Source organism: Streptomyces cyaneofuscatus, assembly GCF_000718135.1.
Lineage (GTDB): Bacteria > Actinomycetota > Actinomycetes > Streptomycetales > Streptomycetaceae > Streptomyces > Streptomyces cyaneofuscatus.
This window is the reverse complement of record NZ_JOEM01000007.1, coordinates 115,338-129,137: the sequence shown is the minus strand read 5'-3', so window position 1 is coordinate 129,137 and position 13,800 is coordinate 115,338. Positions and strand designations below refer to the sequence as shown.

Here is a 13,800-nt window from a genome sequence, read left to right as displayed (position 1 = left end):
TGCGGGACGGGGTGTTGGGTCGGGGGCACTCAGCCCGGGAACCGCCCGCTGTCGCGGAGCTCCCAACGCCTCTCCGCGTACGCCAGGTCGTCCCGCCACAACCGGCCGGCCGAGGCCCGCATCAGCGGGCGCAGCAGTGGCGCGGCCGCCCGGGCCACCGCGAAACCGCGGCGGTCCGACGCCGCGACCAGCGCCTCCGTCACGGCGGTGCGGGGCCGCCCCCGCTCGTCCGGGGCCAGGGGAGTGGCATGCGTCTCCACCACGGACCCCGCGCCCTCGCCCTCGACGATGTGCATGACGACCGTACGGGGTTCGGGCGCCGTGAACCGGGCCCGGACCGGGACCACCAGCCGCCCGGCCACCTTGAAGGACACGTCGACCATGAACCCTTCGTCGCCATCCGGGGAGCCTGCCGGGCCGTCGGCGGGCGTTCCGGTCACCGTCAGATCCACGAAGGAGTACGGGTGGAACCACGCCCCGTGCCACGGGTCGAGCCGGTTGGCCACCACGTCCTCCGGCTCGCAGCGGCCCACGCCCGTGTAGACCGCCTCCACCGCGTCCCGGGCCCTCGGCCGGACCGGAACGTACGGCCGCTCCGAAGGCGTCTCGCCGCCCACCCGGTCCAGCCGCACCCAGAGCAGGACCCCGTCGTCGAAGGCCGGGTAGGGCTCCCACCCGGCGAACGGCCCGCCGTCCAGGGCCAGTCCGTGCCAGTGGCAGACCAGCGTGCCGCAGCGGACGGGGCTGTCGCGCAGCGGCGCCCCGAGATGCGGGCACGCTCCCGGTCCGGTGCGGAGCTTCCCCTCACCGTCCCGCCACGCGACGACCTCGGTGGAGCCGACCGTGATGCCGAGAGTCCGGCCCGGAGGAAGGTCACGGGAGGCGCCGATGACGTACCAGTTCCCGGACGGCCGGCTCTGCGCCCTCTTCAGGGCGTCCGCGATGAGCCCCGGTTTCGCCTCCCGCCAGGTCGGTGCCTGCCGGTCCCACGGGACGGGCGCGCGCCGCAGGCGCAACGGAATACGGCTCGGGCGTCCTGCCGAGGGGCTCACAGCGCCTCCTCGCGTACGGGGGCCACGTGCGGCCGGGGTGACGGGGAGGCGCAGGAGGGTTCCGCGACCGGGGCCTCCTCGCCCCGGCGGCTCACCGCGCGTGCGGCGACCGCCCGTACCAGCCCGTCCAGCGCCACCACCGCCCGCCGGCGGCGCGGGACGACCGACCGGCGGTGCAGCACCGCGTACCCGTCGGCCTCGATCGAGTCCAGGATGCCGCTGTACAGCACGAACGCCGTACGGATGCAGGGCCGCGACACCGGGGTGAGCATCGCGATCCCGGGCAGGGCGTCCCGGTACACGGCCCGGTTGTGGGCGGCGGCGGCCCGCAGGACGTCGGTGATCCGCGCGTCCCGCGCCCCCGTCCTCCGGCTCCACTCGAAGCGCTCCCGGTCCACCCCGTGCGCGGTCAGCAGTTCGGCCGGCAGATAGAGCCGGCCCCGGTCCAGGTCCTCGCCCACGTCCCGCAGGAAGTTCGTCAGCTGGAAGGCGACCCCGAGCGCGGCCGCGTGCGGAGCGGCCTCCTCGCGCGGCGTCACCGTCCCGAGCACCGGAAGCATCTGGAGGCCGATCACGGCGGCGGAGCCGTGCATGTACCGGCCGAGCTCCTCGTACGAGGCGTACCCGCCGACCGTCAGATCGCTGCGCATGGAGGCCAGGAAGTCGGTGAAGTGGACGCGGTCGATGCCGTACCGCCGAGCGGTGTCGGCGAGCGCGCGGATCACCGGCTCGGTGGCCCCCTCCCGCCGCAGCCCTGCCTCCAGCCCTGCCTCCAGCTGCGCCTCCAGGGCGAGCAGGGCGCGGCCACGCTCGACGGGGGTGGCCGAGGAGTCGAGATCGTCCACGATGTCGTCGGCCCAGCGGGCGAAGCCGTACAGGGCGTGGACGGCCGGGCGCCGGTCGACGGGCAGCAGCCGCGTCGCGAGGAAGTACGTCTTGCCGTGGCGGGCGTTGAGCCCGCGGCAGTGGGCGTACGCCGCCCGGAGGGCGGGATCGTGGATGCCGGCGGCGTCGAGTTCACGGACGGTCATGCAGCAGTGCCTCTCCAGTCGGTACGGGGGCCGGTGATCCTCTGAGCGGCCAGCTTTCCGGAGATCAGGACGGTCGGCACGCCGACGCCGGGCGTGGTGCCGCACCCCGCGAGGACGGCGTTGACCGTGCCCCGCACCAGGTTGCGCGGGCGGAACGGGCCGGTCTGCGGAAACGTGTGGGCCACGGAGAACGGGGTGCCCGCCGCATGCCCCTGGGCGGTCCAGTCGACCGGCGTGACCAGCCCCTCCTCCTCGATCGCCGCGCCGAGCCCGGGCATCTCGCGGCGCTCCAGCTCGGCCAGGAGCTCGTCCCGGTAGCGGGGGCCCAGCTCCCGCCACTCCCGTACGCCCGGCCCGACCTCGGTGTTCGGGCAGGGCGCCAGCACGTAGTGGAGGTGCTTGCCGGGCGGGGCGAGGGAGGGGTCGGTGGCGGTGGGCCGGGTGATGAGGAGGGAGGGGTCCGACATCAGCTGCCCGGTGCGGGTGAGTTCACGGAAGGTGCTCTTCCAGGCCGCGCCGAACGAGATGGTGTGGTGCGCCAGCTCCGGCCAGGTGCGGTCGGTGCCCGCGTGCAGGATCACCGCGGACGGCGAATGGCGCAGGCGCAGCGGCCGGTGGGGGCTGCGGCCGAGCAGCCGGTAGGTGACGGGAAGGTCGGGGGTGAGGACCACCGCGTCGCAGGGGATGCGCTCCCGGTCGGTGACGACCGCGGTGACCCGTTCCCCCGAACGCTCCAGCCGGGTCACGGTCTGCCCGTACCGGAACGCGGCCCCCGCCTCGGCGGCCGAGTCCGCCATCGCCCGGGGCAGCGCGTGCATCCCGCCCTTGGGGAAGTACACCCCGGCGATCGTGTCCATGTAGGCGATGACGGCGTACGCGGCGAGCGCCCGGGCCGGCGGGACACCGGCGTACAGCGCCTGGAACGAGAAGACCCTGCGCAGCCGTTCGTCCGAGACGAAGTGCCCGATCCGCGCGTCGAGCCGGCCGAAACCGCCGAGGGCGGCCAGCCGCGCGAGATCGGGGTGGGCGAGCTGGAGCGGCGAGTCGAAGTTGGCGTCGATGAAACGGCGCATCTGCACCCGGTAGAGGCGCTCCAGCCACACCCTCAGCCGCCGGTAGCCGACCGCCTGCCGGGCCCCCGCGAACTGCTCGACCGCGGCCTCCATCGCGGCCCCGTCGGTGTGCACGTCGAGCTGGGACCCGTCGGCGAACCTGGCCCGGTAGGCGGGGTCCAGCGGGATCAGCTCCAGCCGGTCGGCCAGCTTGTCCCCGACCGCGGCGAAGGCCTCCTCCACCAGGTCCGGCATGGTCAGCACGGTCGGACCGGTGTCGATGCGGAAACCGCCCGACTCCAGCAGCCCCGCCCGGCCACCGGGCCCGGACTCCCGCTCGACCACCGTGACCCGGCGGCCCGCGCCGAGGAGGTGCAACGTTGCGGAGAGCCCCGCCAGACCGGCACCGACCACCACCACATGGTCGACGCGCCCCTTGACCGTGATCACCGGACATGTCCTCCTTCGGCCGCGGACAGAACCCCTGCTGCTGCCGGGCTGTGGTGCCCGCCCGGGTCGTCGGGGGTGGCCGGGCCGAACCCGGACGGGTCCCCGGAGACCGTGCGCAGCAGGCCGAGCAGCTGTCGGCCGCCGTGCGCGTCCACGTCGACGGCCTCGCCCAGCCGGCGTACGGCGTGGTCGCGGAGGCGCTCCGCCTTCCGCTCCACATGGGCGCGCGCGCCGGTCGCCTCGAAGACCCCGCGTACATCGGCGAGATCCCCCTCGGTGACATCGGCGTTGCCCACGGCGTGGCCGAGGACGGCCAGCGCCCCTTCGTCACCCGCGGCCTCGGCACGTTCCCGGGCGACGGCGAGGAGGTAGGTCGGCTTGCCCTCGCGGATGTCGTCGCCGGACGGTTTCCCGGTCCGCGCCGGGTCCCCGAAGACCCCGAGCAGATCGTCCCGGAGCTGGAAGGCGATCCCGGCGCACCGGCCGGCCGAACGCAGTGCGGCCGTGGTGTGCTCATCGGCGTCGGCCAGGGCGGCCCCGATCGCCAGGGGCCGCTCGACGGAGTACAGGGCGCTCTTGAGGCAGGCGGTCCGTATCGCCCGCGCCGCCGAGGAGCCCCCGGTGGCCTGGCCGTGCAGGTCAAGGTACTGACCCGCGACCATCTCGGTCCGCAGGGAGCGCCAGATGGCCCCGATCCGCCGTCGTACGGGAGCGGGCAGCGCCGTCTCCGCCACGGTGTCGTCGGCCCAGGCCAGCGCGAGGTCCCCGGCCAGCACGGCGGCCGAGGTGCCGAACGCGGAGCCCCGCTCCGAGTCCGGGGACAGGCCCGCCCGGGCGGCGAGGCCGATGTGCACGGCGGGCTTCCCCCGGCGCAGCCGCGACCGGTCCATCACGTCGTCGTGGATCAGCGCGCAGGTCTGGATGAGCTCCAGCGCGACCCCCAGCCGCAGCGCGGCCGCCGTGGACCCGACGTCCACCGCACCGCAGGCCCGCATCCCCCACCACAGGAGGCGGGGGCGCATCCGCTTGCCCCCGTCCAGCGTGAAGTCGGCGACCCGCCCGGCCAGCTCCCCGGCGAACGAGGCGTCGATCTCGGACGCCTGAGCGACCCGTTCCGCGAGCACCGCCCGCGCGGTACGCAGGACGGCGCCGACCACGTCCGCGTCGACGGCCCCGGCCGCGGTGGACGCCGTGGCCGACGGGTCGGGGGAAGGCGGGAGCGGGCAGGCGGCGAAGGAGTGCTCCACGGCCGGGATGCGGGCCATCTCACGTCCTTCCGGTCAGGTGGGCGGCGAACCGTTCGCCACTCCTTCCGCACACGTACCCCGTTCGGATGCGGTGAGGCAGGACTGATCGGGCGCGTCGGCCGCGAGGGGAAGGAGGCGGTGGTCAGAGATGATCACGACAGCGGCACGCTCCCGGCGGAGAAACACCCGGGGAGGCGCCCCGGGAGGCGACGGCCCGCCCGTTCGGCCTACGGGAAGTGGCCTGCGGGAGGCGGGGGAGCGGGCTCGTGGCTCCCGTACGGGCCCGTCGGCGCGGGGCGGGGCGAACGGCCGGACGGCCGGTCACCTGCGGGCGAGTTGCCTGCGGTGACCGGCCGTCCGGGGAGGGCGTACGGGAAGGGTGTACGGGCCGGTGCGGGTCAGCGGACGTCGACGTAGTCGCCCGGTCCCGTGGTGCCCAGACGGGCGGCCGTGGCCTTGAACTCGGCCTTCCAGGTGCCGTCCTTCTCGGCGGTGAAGCCCTTGGTGAAGACGCCCTTGCCGTTCGTGCGCACGGTGGCCAGCTTGCTCCACTTCTTGGAGCCCTTGGCCTGGAACAGGATGTTCACGGACTGGCCCGAGGTGTTCTTCCAGGTGCCGTCCAGGCTGCGCAGGGTGCCCTTGACCGTGATGGTGCGGCCCTTGCGGACCGGCTCCGGGGAGGCGTTGAAGCCGGAGATGGAGGTCCGCAGCTTGACGTCCACGAAGTCGGTGCCGCTGACGGCCGCGGCGCGGTCGGCGGTCCCGGCGTAGCGGGCACGCCAGGTGCCGTCCGCCTTGGCGGTGACCGAGGTCGCGAGGGCGCCCTTGGCACTGGTGGTGACGGTGGCGGCCTTGCTCCAGGTCTTGGCGCCCTTCGCCTGGAACTCGATGACGACGGACGCCTTGGCCAGCGGGCTCCAGACGTTGCTCGTGGCGCCGGCGGTCTGGAGGGTGGCGGCGATCTTCAGCTTGCTCCCCTTGCCGATCGGCTCGGGGGAGGCGTTGAAGGAGATGATCCGGGCGGGCACCGCGGACACGGTGAGCGTGGCGGCCGAGGTGGCGGTCTCGCCGGAGGCGTTGACGAACACGGCGCGGTAGCGGTGCTTGTTCACCGCGGCGCTCGCCTTGACCGTCAGCTTGGTGGAAGTGGCGCCGGAGACGGTGCTCCAGGTCTTGCCGGCGTCGGCGCTGCGCTCCCAGCGGACCGAGTCGTAGCCGGTCGCGTCGGCGCTGAAGACGGCGTCGGCACCCGAGCGGGCGGTACGGGCGGTCGGCTGATGCGTCACGACGGCGGCCGGGACGGCGTCACCGAAATAGAGCTGCTGGGACACGTCCTGGGCGCGCGAGGGCATCCAGGTCGGGTCGGTGCGGTCGTGCGAGTTGAAGGTGGTGACGAAGCAGGCGGTGGTCCGGCAGTCGACGGTGGTGGTGCCGGAGGTGAACGTCTCGGTGAGCTTCGCCGTCACGGTGAAGGTGCCGTCGACGCCGACACTGCGTATCCAGGCGGCGTTGCCGTAGAGGCTGGGGTACGTGGTGCCGTCCAGGGCCACGGACTGCGCCAGGTAGACGCCGCGGCCGGGCTGGTAGCCCTTGCCCTCGACCGTGACCTCGGTCTCCGCGCCGAGCTTGGTGACCTGGCTGACGGTCAGGGTGGGGACGCTGGTGGTGCCGGCGATCGCGACGGGGTCCAGCGCGGAGCCGGGCTCGTACATGGGCTGGCCCTTGTTGGCGAAGATCTCCGCGCCCTTGGCGGTGAGCTTCGACGTGATCCCGGTCCAGTCGAGCGCGGCCCCGTTCAGGGCGCCGGCCGACGCCTTCAGCTCGGCGAGCTCCACTCCGGCCGTGGTGACCGGGTCCTGACCTTCGGTCAGGTCGGTCGTCACGTCCACGAAGAGCGACCCCACGCCGTTCTTGAGGACGATCCGGGGGTTGGCGAGGGTGATGGCGTTGATGTCGTGGACGGGCACCGCGTAGGTGACCGAGCCGCCGAAGTGGACATCGGCGTTGCGCTTGGCGGGGTCCACCGCACCGTGCTTGACGGGATAACCGATCACCCCGGCGGCGTCCTTGCCGGCGCCGTCGGCCACCGTCACCGAGCCGCCGAAGCGCGTGACGTAACCGAACCAGGACTTCTTGAGGCCCCAGGAGGACCCACCGGACACCAGGATCGGGGCGGCCGCCGACGTGGTCCCGGCCTGCGCGGCCTGGGCTGCGACGACGGCGCCCGGAGCGGCAGCGGCGGCGGGAACGGCGAGGACACCGGTGCCCAGGGAGACGACGGTGAGTGCGGCGAGAGCGGCGAGGTGGCCGCGGCGGGGCATGGACATGCGCTGCATGTCTCCTTCGGGGGAGGGCACGGCACAGCGGTTGGGGGCAGCCGTGCCTGGGCGAATGACAAAGAAGGGGGGATACCGGCTTCTCGCGTGGGGACCCGAAGACGACAATCGTCATATTAGGTGAGGCTTACCTAAATGTCACCGCCGGGTGCCCGATGTCCGCTCCGGCTTGACCTTGACACCGTGACAGGCTCTTCACTCCGGGGAGAGGAGGTGGTCTCGATGACGGTCACGGGACAGGACACAGATGCGGCACGGGCGCTCAGGGCACTGGAGGACGACCGTGCGTCCGTACGGCTGCGAGCCGCCCTGGCGATCGGGGCGGCGCCCGACCCGCGCTACGTCGACCGGCTCGTGGGGCGCTGTGCGGTCGAGGCCGAGTTCTTCGTACGCGACATGCTGACCTGGGCGCTCACCCGCCACCCGGTCCACCTGACGCTCCCGGCGCTGCTCCGCGAACTCCGCTCGGAGCGTGCCCAGGCACGGAGCCAGGCCCTGCACACGCTGTCGAAGGTCGGGGACCGGCGGGCGTGGCCGGCGGTCACCCGGTCGCTGCTGACCGACGCCGACGACGAGGTGGCCCGGAGCGCCTGGCGGGCCGCGGCCGTGCTCGTACCGGAGGGCGAGGAAGCCGCGTTGGCCACCGTGCTGACGACGCAGCTCGGGCGCGGTGAACGCGAGACACAGCTGAGCCTGAGCCGGGCACTGGTCGCGCTGGGGGAGACGATGGAGGCTGTACTGCTCGCCGCGACGACCTCTCCCGACCCACGCGTCCGCGTCCACGCGCTCGCCACGCAACGGCTGCTGCGCGACCCGGACGCCGGGTTCACCTTCGCGATCGAGGAGGCGAAGCGCGTCGTCGCCCTCGGTGGCACCGGCCAGGAGGGACGATAGGGCGTGCTGATCGGTGAGGTGGCGCGACGGTCCGGGGTCAGCGCCCGCATGCTCCGGCACTACGAGTCGCTCGGCCTGGTGCACCCTTCGGGCCGTACCGGCTCCGGCTACCGGGAGTACTCCGAGGAGGACATCCGGCGGATCTTCCACATCGAGAGCCTGCGGGCGCTGGGCCTCTCGCTGCGTGAGGTCAAGCGCGCGCTCGACGACGCGGACTTCACGCCCGCCGCGCTCGTCGACGACCTGATCCGCCGGACACGCGAACGCATCGCGGCGGAGACCGAGCTGCTCACGCGGCTGCGCCGGATCCACGCCGCCGATCCCGCCGGCTGGGAGGACGCCCTCCAGGTCGTCACGCTGCTCCAGGCGCTCGGGTCCAAGAGCGCCGACGCGCGCCAGCGTGCGGCCCTCGCCTCGGCCTCATCGGCCTTCCCGGGCTCCTCGGCCTCTTCGGGCGACGAGGTTCCGGTGCCGGTGGAGGCCCTGGTCGAGGCGGCGCTCGGCGAGAGCGATCCGAACGTCGCCGGGACCCTCCGCTGGGCGCTGGCACGATCGGGCGACGGCGCCCCGGCCCTGCTGGCGGAGGGGATCGGCTCATCGGTGGCCGCAGTGCGCGAACGCGCCGTCCGCTGCCTCGCCGTGATGCCCGGCGGTGAGGCCGCCGGGCATCTGCGGGACGCCCTCGCCCACCCCGACCCGGTGGTCCGGGGCCACGCGGCTCTGGCGATCGGGACCCGGGGCGACACCGACGCCGTCCCGGCCCTCGTCGACCTGCTGGAGGAGGGCCGGAACGACACCGACGCGGCCGACACACTGAGCGTGCTGGCGAGCGACACCGCCACGGCGGACCGGATCGCGCACCGGCTCGTCGAGCGCCTCGCCCGCAGCACCACCCGAGCGCCCGCACGCGGCCGGCTCACCCAGGCGCTGGCAGGCATTCCGGGCACACGCGCGTCACAGGCCCTCGCGGAGCTGTCGCACGACGCGGACCGGGCCGTCGCCCTGACCGCCACGTACCTCCTCCACCTGCGCGAGGCGCGCTGACGGATCACCTCGGGATGCCGCGCAGACCACCGGCTACGGCCGAGGCTTGTCCGCGAACACCCAGCGGTTGCCCGCCAGCGCGTCGTTCTCCTCGGGCAGCGGTCCGCGCCCGTGCAGGCGGGTGAAGTCGAACGGGGTGTGGACGGCCGTGGACCAGCCCCCGTCCGCCAGACGGCCCGCGGAGTCGGGGCGGGGAGACAGGTCGAAGAGGTCGAGCAGGTCGATGCCGATCTGTTCCCTCGTGGACGTGTAGAGCGGGCTGTCGCGGTACGCCAGGAGGTCCTTCTCCAGCTTGGCCTCGAAGGCCAGCGCGCTTCCTCCGGCGCTGAGCCGGTCGACGGTGTCGATGAGATACGTCTCGGCGGCCGGAGGCAGGTAGAACAGCAGCCCCTCGACCAGCCAGACGCTCGGCGCGGCCGGGTCGAAGCCCGCGCCGGGCAGGGCGCCCGCCCAGTCTGCGCGCAGATCCATCGGGACCGGCACGCGCGCCGCCTTCGGGACGGCCGAAAGACCGTCGAGCACCTGGTGTTTGAACGCCAGCACCTCCCCCCGGTCGATCTCGAAGATCACGCACCCGGGAGGCCAGTCGAGCCGGAACGCACGCGCGTCCAGCCCCGCCCCGAGCAGGACCACCTGGCGGACGTTCCCCGCGTGCACGGACTGGAGCAGGAAGTCGTCGAGGACGCGCGTCCGCAGCCCGAAGTACCGGGCGAACCGGCCCCACAACGGGTCCCGGTCCCCGCCCGGGGCCTTCCTCGGACGGACCGGCCAGCCCTCGGACGCCGGGGCGGCGAGCACGAAGTGCTCCGCGTAGGCGTCCTGGGCCAGGCTGTCGGGGCGGTGGGTCTCGATCGCCCGCGCCGCGGCGACCAGCAGAGCCGTCACGCCGACCCCTCCGGCCACGCCGCCTTCCGCGCCGGTGTTCCGGCGCGCTGTGTCGACCATGTGTGCACTCCCTCGGTACGTGGAATTCGCGGGCCTCACGGAATCAGCACCGGCTTGACCACCAGGCCCGCCTCGCAGTCACGTTCGGCCTCGTTGATGTCGGCGAGCGGATACGTACGGATCAGCCGGTCGAAGGGGAACCGCCCGGCCTGCCAGAGTCCGGTCAGCCGTGGGATGAGCAGCCCCGGAACCGCGTCCCCCTCGCAGATGTGGGAGATCTTCCGGCCCTGGTCCAGGGTCCCCACCTCCAGCGGCAGCGCGGTGTGCAGCCGCGCCACCAGGCCGAGATGGCCCCTCGGGCGCAGGGCCCGCAGCGCGTCGTTGATCAGCCGCGCGGAGCCCGTGGTGTCCAGCGCGTACTGCGCGCCGCCGTCCGTCAGCCGCCGGATGAGCCCCGGCAGATCGGCGGCGTCCGAGTGCACCGGGGCCGCGTCCAGCTTCTCGGCGAGCGCCAGCCGCTCCGGGTGCCGGTCGACCGCCACGGCCACCGCCCCGGCGGCGGTCGTCGCCATCACCGCGGCCAGCCCCACCGCTCCCGCGCCGAAGACCGCGACGGTGTCGCCGGGGCCCGCGCCGAAGGAGTTGAGGACCGCCCCGGCACCGGTGAGGAAGCCGCAGCCGAGCGGCCCGAGCAGGGCGAGCGGGAGCGAGGGATCGACCCGTACGGCGTTGCGGGCCGGGACCACCGCGTACGCCGCGAAGGAGGACTGGCCGAACCACCGGGGGGCCAGGGCGCCCCCGGCCGCGTCGGTGAACCGGGCCGCGTGCTCCGGGCGCCCGCCGAAGAGGTTGAGCGCGGCGAACCGGTCGCAGTAGGCGGGGGCCGCGCCCAGACAGCTCCGGCACATCCCGCAGGAGTCGAAGCTCAGCACGACATGCTCGCCGACGGCGAGGCCGGTGTCCGGTCCGCCCGTCTCCACCACCACCCCGGACCCCTCGTGGCCGAGCACCGCCGGCAGCGGGGAGCGGCCCGCCGAACGCCGGACGGCCAGATCGGTCCGGCACATCCCGCACCCCGCGATCCTGACCAGGATCTCGCCCTCGGCCGGCCCCGCGTTCATCATCACCTCCTCCACGGCGAACGGATCCTCGTACGACCGCAGTACCGCCGCACCGAACCTCATCGTCGGACCTCCTTCGGACGGTGGACGACGAACGGCCTGAGGTTCCCGTAGAGCCCCCACGCCCCGCCCGCGACGCCGACACCGCTGTCCTTGATACCGGCGAAGGGCTGGGCGAGGGACAGTTCGGCGTGGTGGTTGATCCACGCCGTCCCGCACTCCAGCCGGCCGGCCACCGCCCCGGCCCGGTCCAGATCGGTCCCCCACACCGAACCGCCAAGACCGAAGCGGGTGGAGTTGGCCGCCTCCACGGCTTCGTCGAGGCTCCGGTACGGCAGCACCGGCAGGACCGGGCCGAACTGCTCCTCCGTCACCACCTGGCTGTCGGGCGGGACATCGGCCAGGACGGTCGGGGCGTAGAAGTAGCCCGGCCGGTCCAGCCGGTGGCCACCGGCCACGGCGCGGGCCCCGTCCGCCAGGGCCCGGTCCGTGCACCGCTCCACCCGGGCCAGCTGGGCGGCGTTGTTGAGCGGCCCCAGCTCCGTGCCCGGGTCGAGACCGGCCCCGACGACGACGGTCTTCGCCCGTTCCGCGAGGGCCTCGACCACCTGGGAGTGGAGGCGGGCCGGGGCGTACACGCGCTTGACCGCCATGCACACCTGCCCGCAGTTGCGGAACGCCGCCCAGAACAGCCGGTCCGCGATCCGCTCCACATCCACGTCGTCCAGCAGGACGGCGGCGTCGTTGCCGCCCAGCTCCAGAGTGACCCGGGCGAGGCCGGGCGCCGCGGCCTCCGCGACGGCCCGCCCGGTGGGCACCGAACCGGTGAACGTGACATGGCGGATCCCCGGGTGTGAGGCCAGGAGGGCGCCGAGGGGCTCGCGGCCGGTGATCACGGTCAGCACGCCCTCGGGAAGGGCGGCGGACAGGACGGATCCCAGCAGCCGGGTGGCGAGCGGGGTGAAGGGGGAGGGCTTGAGCACCACCGTGTTGCCCGCCGCGAGCGCGGGCACGAACTTCGCCGAGGCGAGCTGGAGGGGAAAGTTCCACGGGACGATGGCGGCGACCGGCCCGAGCGACCGCCAGCGGATCTCGCTGTGCACCGGCCTCCCGTCGGCGATCGTCCGGAGCTCGGGGGTCATACCGGCGAAGTGGCGCAGCCGAGCCGCCGTACGGGCGACCTCGGCGTACGACTCGGCCAGGGGCTTGCCCTGCTCCCGGGTGAGCAGCGGAGCGAGCTCCGCCCCGGCCGCCTCCACGGCGTCGGCCGAGGCGAGCAGGGCGGTGGCCCGGGCGGCGGGGTCGGACCGCCACCCCCGCCACGCCTCATGCGCCCGGGCGACCACATCGTCCAGCTCGTCCGGCCGCTGGTCGGGCGCCTCGCCGAAGGCCTCGCCCGTCGCCGGATCGAGCACGGCGAAGCGCTCACCGGGGGGTCCGGCGCCTGGTTCACGGTGGGGCATGCCGGCGGTCAGAGCGCGGCCACGGTGGTCGCGTGCTCCTGGGCGTGCCGGTCCATCTCCGCCCGGAAGGCGGCCACCAGCCGCGGCTGGATCCGGCCGGCGTTGCGGTCGCCCCCCTCGCAGACCGCCCCGCGCACGCCCACGATGTCCGTCCCGATGCGGGTCAGCGTCGCGAGGTCCTCCGCCTTCACGCTGCCCGCCAGGGCGGCCAGCAGCCCCGCCTCGTGGGCCAGCCGGACGAACTCCGCGCACGCGGCCGGGGAGACGTGGTCGAACAGCCGTGTCCCGTCCTTGATCGCGGTGTCGAGCATCGCCGCGTCGGAGCCGGAGCGGCGGGCGATGTCGGGCAGCGCGAGCGGGCTGACGCAGCCGATCCGATGGGCGTCGGCGTACCCCGAGGCGACGACGAACGCGTCCGGCCGGTGGTCCTTCACGGCCCGCACGACCCCGCTCATGACCTCGATGGCCTGGTCGGGCGTCGTGCACCCGTAGAGGCCGACCTTGATGTACGTGGCACCCGAGACGGCCGCGCCGAGCGCCGCCTGGGCCACCGTGCCGGGCTTGTACGGTACGTCCCCCACGGTCGCGGAGACCGGCTTGTCCGCCGGGACCGCCCCGCGGATCTCCCTGATCACCCACGGGTAGTTCGCGCCGAGCGAGCCCTCGTCGGGCTTCTTGACGTCGACGATGTCGAGGTGCTCCGCCGCCTTCGCGCACTCGAGGGCCTCTTCGACACCGTCGGGGGAGATGAGAAGCAGCAACGTGGATTCCTTCCACCGCATGGCCACCCGCCGAAGGACGGGTGCGCGGAGTCGCCGGGATCTTGTGCGGTCGGCTCATCCTCGCCGCGCCCCGAGGGCCCCGGCAGGGCGCGAGGGATGGCGAACGGATCACTGCCGTGACGTGTTCACGCCCCCCTGGTGCGCCCTCGGCTGTCTGAAGCCGCGATTCATGGGCACATGGGTCTCACCACACTCCGGAAGGGAAACCATCATGCTCGGTATAGCCGCGGCAGTTCTGTTCTTCATCGCCTTCCTGATCAACGCGGCGGACATCTCGACGAACGATGTGTTCGCATCGACGAACGTCATGCTCATCGGTCTGACGCTGCTCGCCCTGCACGTGGCAGGGGTCGGCTCCGGCCTGCGCACCGGGGCGTCGCGCAGGCGCTGACGCAGGCTGACGTAGGAGGAACGCATGTCAGGGCGGGGCCCCGTACACAGTT

The 13,800-nt window shown here is 73.8% G+C and carries 12 protein-coding genes; 3 read left to right on the top strand and 9 right to left on the bottom strand.

Translation table 11 applies throughout. The annotated features are described in order from the left end of the window. Positions 1 to 29: 29 nt before the first annotated feature. From IF17_RS0113080 to IF17_RS0113060, 5 genes are all read right to left on the bottom strand, one after another. Entirely contained in the window at positions 30 to 1,052 is a 1,023-nt protein-coding gene (locus IF17_RS0113080) for a Rieske (2Fe-2S) protein (RefSeq protein ID WP_030565325.1), read from the bottom strand. Then, entirely contained in the window at positions 1,049 to 2,083 is a 1,035-nt protein-coding gene (locus tag IF17_RS0113075; RefSeq protein WP_030565324.1) for a phytoene/squalene synthase family protein, read from the bottom strand. The genes IF17_RS0113080 and IF17_RS0113075 overlap by 4 nt, the downstream gene beginning before the upstream one ends. Then, on the bottom strand, positions 2,080 to 3,585 hold the full coding sequence (locus IF17_RS0113070; RefSeq protein WP_030565323.1) for a phytoene desaturase: 1,506 nt from the start codon (positions 3,583 to 3,585) through the stop codon (positions 2,080 to 2,082). Before IF17_RS0113070 ends, IF17_RS0113075 begins: the two co-directional genes overlap by 4 nt. Continuing rightward, positions 3,582 to 4,850, bottom strand: coding sequence for a polyprenyl synthetase family protein (locus IF17_RS0113065; protein ID WP_030565322.1), 1,269 nt, complete (start codon positions 4,848 to 4,850; stop codon positions 3,582 to 3,584). Before IF17_RS0113065 ends, IF17_RS0113070 begins: the two co-directional genes overlap by 4 nt. Before the next feature lie 380 nt (positions 4,851 to 5,230). After that, positions 5,231 to 7,159 (bottom strand): HtaA domain-containing protein, encoded by a 1,929-nt coding sequence (locus IF17_RS0113060; RefSeq protein WP_030565321.1) that lies wholly within the window; start codon positions 7,157 to 7,159, stop codon positions 5,231 to 5,233. 231 nt (positions 7,160 to 7,390) lie between these two features. On the opposite strand from IF17_RS0113060, the gene IF17_RS0113055 reads away from it, so the two are divergent. Continuing rightward, the gene (locus tag IF17_RS0113055) at positions 7,391 to 8,062 is read left to right on the top strand and encodes a HEAT repeat domain-containing protein (protein WP_030565320.1); all 672 of its coding nucleotides are present in this window, start codon (positions 7,391 to 7,393) and stop codon (positions 8,060 to 8,062) included. Positions 8,063 to 8,065: 3 nt separating this feature from the next. Next, the gene (locus IF17_RS0113050; protein ID WP_030565319.1) at positions 8,066 to 9,106 is read left to right on the top strand and encodes a MerR family transcriptional regulator; all 1,041 of its coding nucleotides are present in this window, start codon (positions 8,066 to 8,068) and stop codon (positions 9,104 to 9,106) included. Between the two features lie 33 nt (positions 9,107 to 9,139). Here the strand turns inward: IF17_RS0113050 and IF17_RS0113045 are convergent, their stop codons facing one another. From IF17_RS0113045 to IF17_RS0113030, 4 genes are read right to left on the bottom strand one after another with little or no spacing between them, the layout of a single operon-like run. After that, on the bottom strand, positions 9,140 to 10,051 hold the full coding sequence (locus tag IF17_RS0113045) for a class I SAM-dependent methyltransferase (protein WP_030565318.1): 912 nt from the start codon (positions 10,049 to 10,051) through the stop codon (positions 9,140 to 9,142). A gap of 35 nt (positions 10,052 to 10,086) precedes the next feature. Continuing rightward, a complete protein-coding gene (locus IF17_RS0113040) occupies positions 10,087 to 11,175 on the bottom strand; it encodes an NAD(P)-dependent alcohol dehydrogenase (protein ID WP_030565316.1) in 1,089 nt (362 codons plus the stop codon). Further along, complete coding sequence (locus tag IF17_RS0113035) at positions 11,172 to 12,575, bottom strand: aldehyde dehydrogenase family protein (protein WP_030565315.1); 1,404 nt, start codon at positions 12,573 to 12,575, stop codon at positions 11,172 to 11,174. Before IF17_RS0113035 ends, IF17_RS0113040 begins: the two co-directional genes overlap by 4 nt. Positions 12,576 to 12,583: 8 nt before the next feature. Further along, the gene (locus IF17_RS0113030) at positions 12,584 to 13,336 is read right to left on the bottom strand and encodes a (5-formylfuran-3-yl)methyl phosphate synthase (RefSeq protein WP_030565314.1); all 753 of its coding nucleotides are present in this window, start codon (positions 13,334 to 13,336) and stop codon (positions 12,584 to 12,586) included. Positions 13,337 to 13,568: 232 nt separating this feature from the next. Here IF17_RS0113030 and IF17_RS0113025 point away from each other — a divergent pair, with 232 nt between their 5' ends. Next, positions 13,569 to 13,748 carry a hypothetical protein gene (locus tag IF17_RS0113025; RefSeq protein ID WP_030565313.1) on the top strand — a complete coding sequence of 60 codons (180 nt, stop codon included), beginning with the start codon at positions 13,569 to 13,571 and terminating at the stop codon, positions 13,746 to 13,748. Positions 13,749 to 13,800: the final 52 nt, after the last annotated feature.

Bases quoted from the DNA above. Each gene is read 5' to 3' on its own strand.
- IF17_RS0113075 (WP_030565324.1), bottom strand. From the start codon at position 2,083: ATGACCGTCCGTGAACTCGACGCCGCCGGCATCCACGATCCCGCCCTC.
- IF17_RS0113065 (WP_030565322.1), bottom strand. From the start codon at position 4,850: ATGGCCCGCATCCCGGCCGTGGAGCACTCCTTCGCCGCCTGCCCGCTC.
- IF17_RS0113060 (WP_030565321.1), bottom strand. From the start codon at position 7,159: ATGTCCATGCCCCGCCGCGGCCACCTCGCCGCTCTCGCCGCACTCACC.
- IF17_RS0113055 (WP_030565320.1), top strand. From the start codon at position 7,391: ATGACGGTCACGGGACAGGACACAGATGCGGCACGGGCGCTCAGGGCA.
- IF17_RS0113045 (WP_030565318.1), bottom strand. From the start codon at position 10,051: ATGGTCGACACAGCGCGCCGGAACACCGGCGCGGAAGGCGGCGTGGCC.
- IF17_RS0113040 (WP_030565316.1), bottom strand. From the start codon at position 11,175: ATGAGGTTCGGTGCGGCGGTACTGCGGTCGTACGAGGATCCGTTCGCC.
- IF17_RS0113035 (WP_030565315.1), bottom strand. From the start codon at position 12,575: ATGCCCCACCGTGAACCAGGCGCCGGACCCCCCGGTGAGCGCTTCGCC.
- IF17_RS0113025 (WP_030565313.1), top strand. From the start codon at position 13,569: ATGCTCGGTATAGCCGCGGCAGTTCTGTTCTTCATCGCCTTCCTGATC.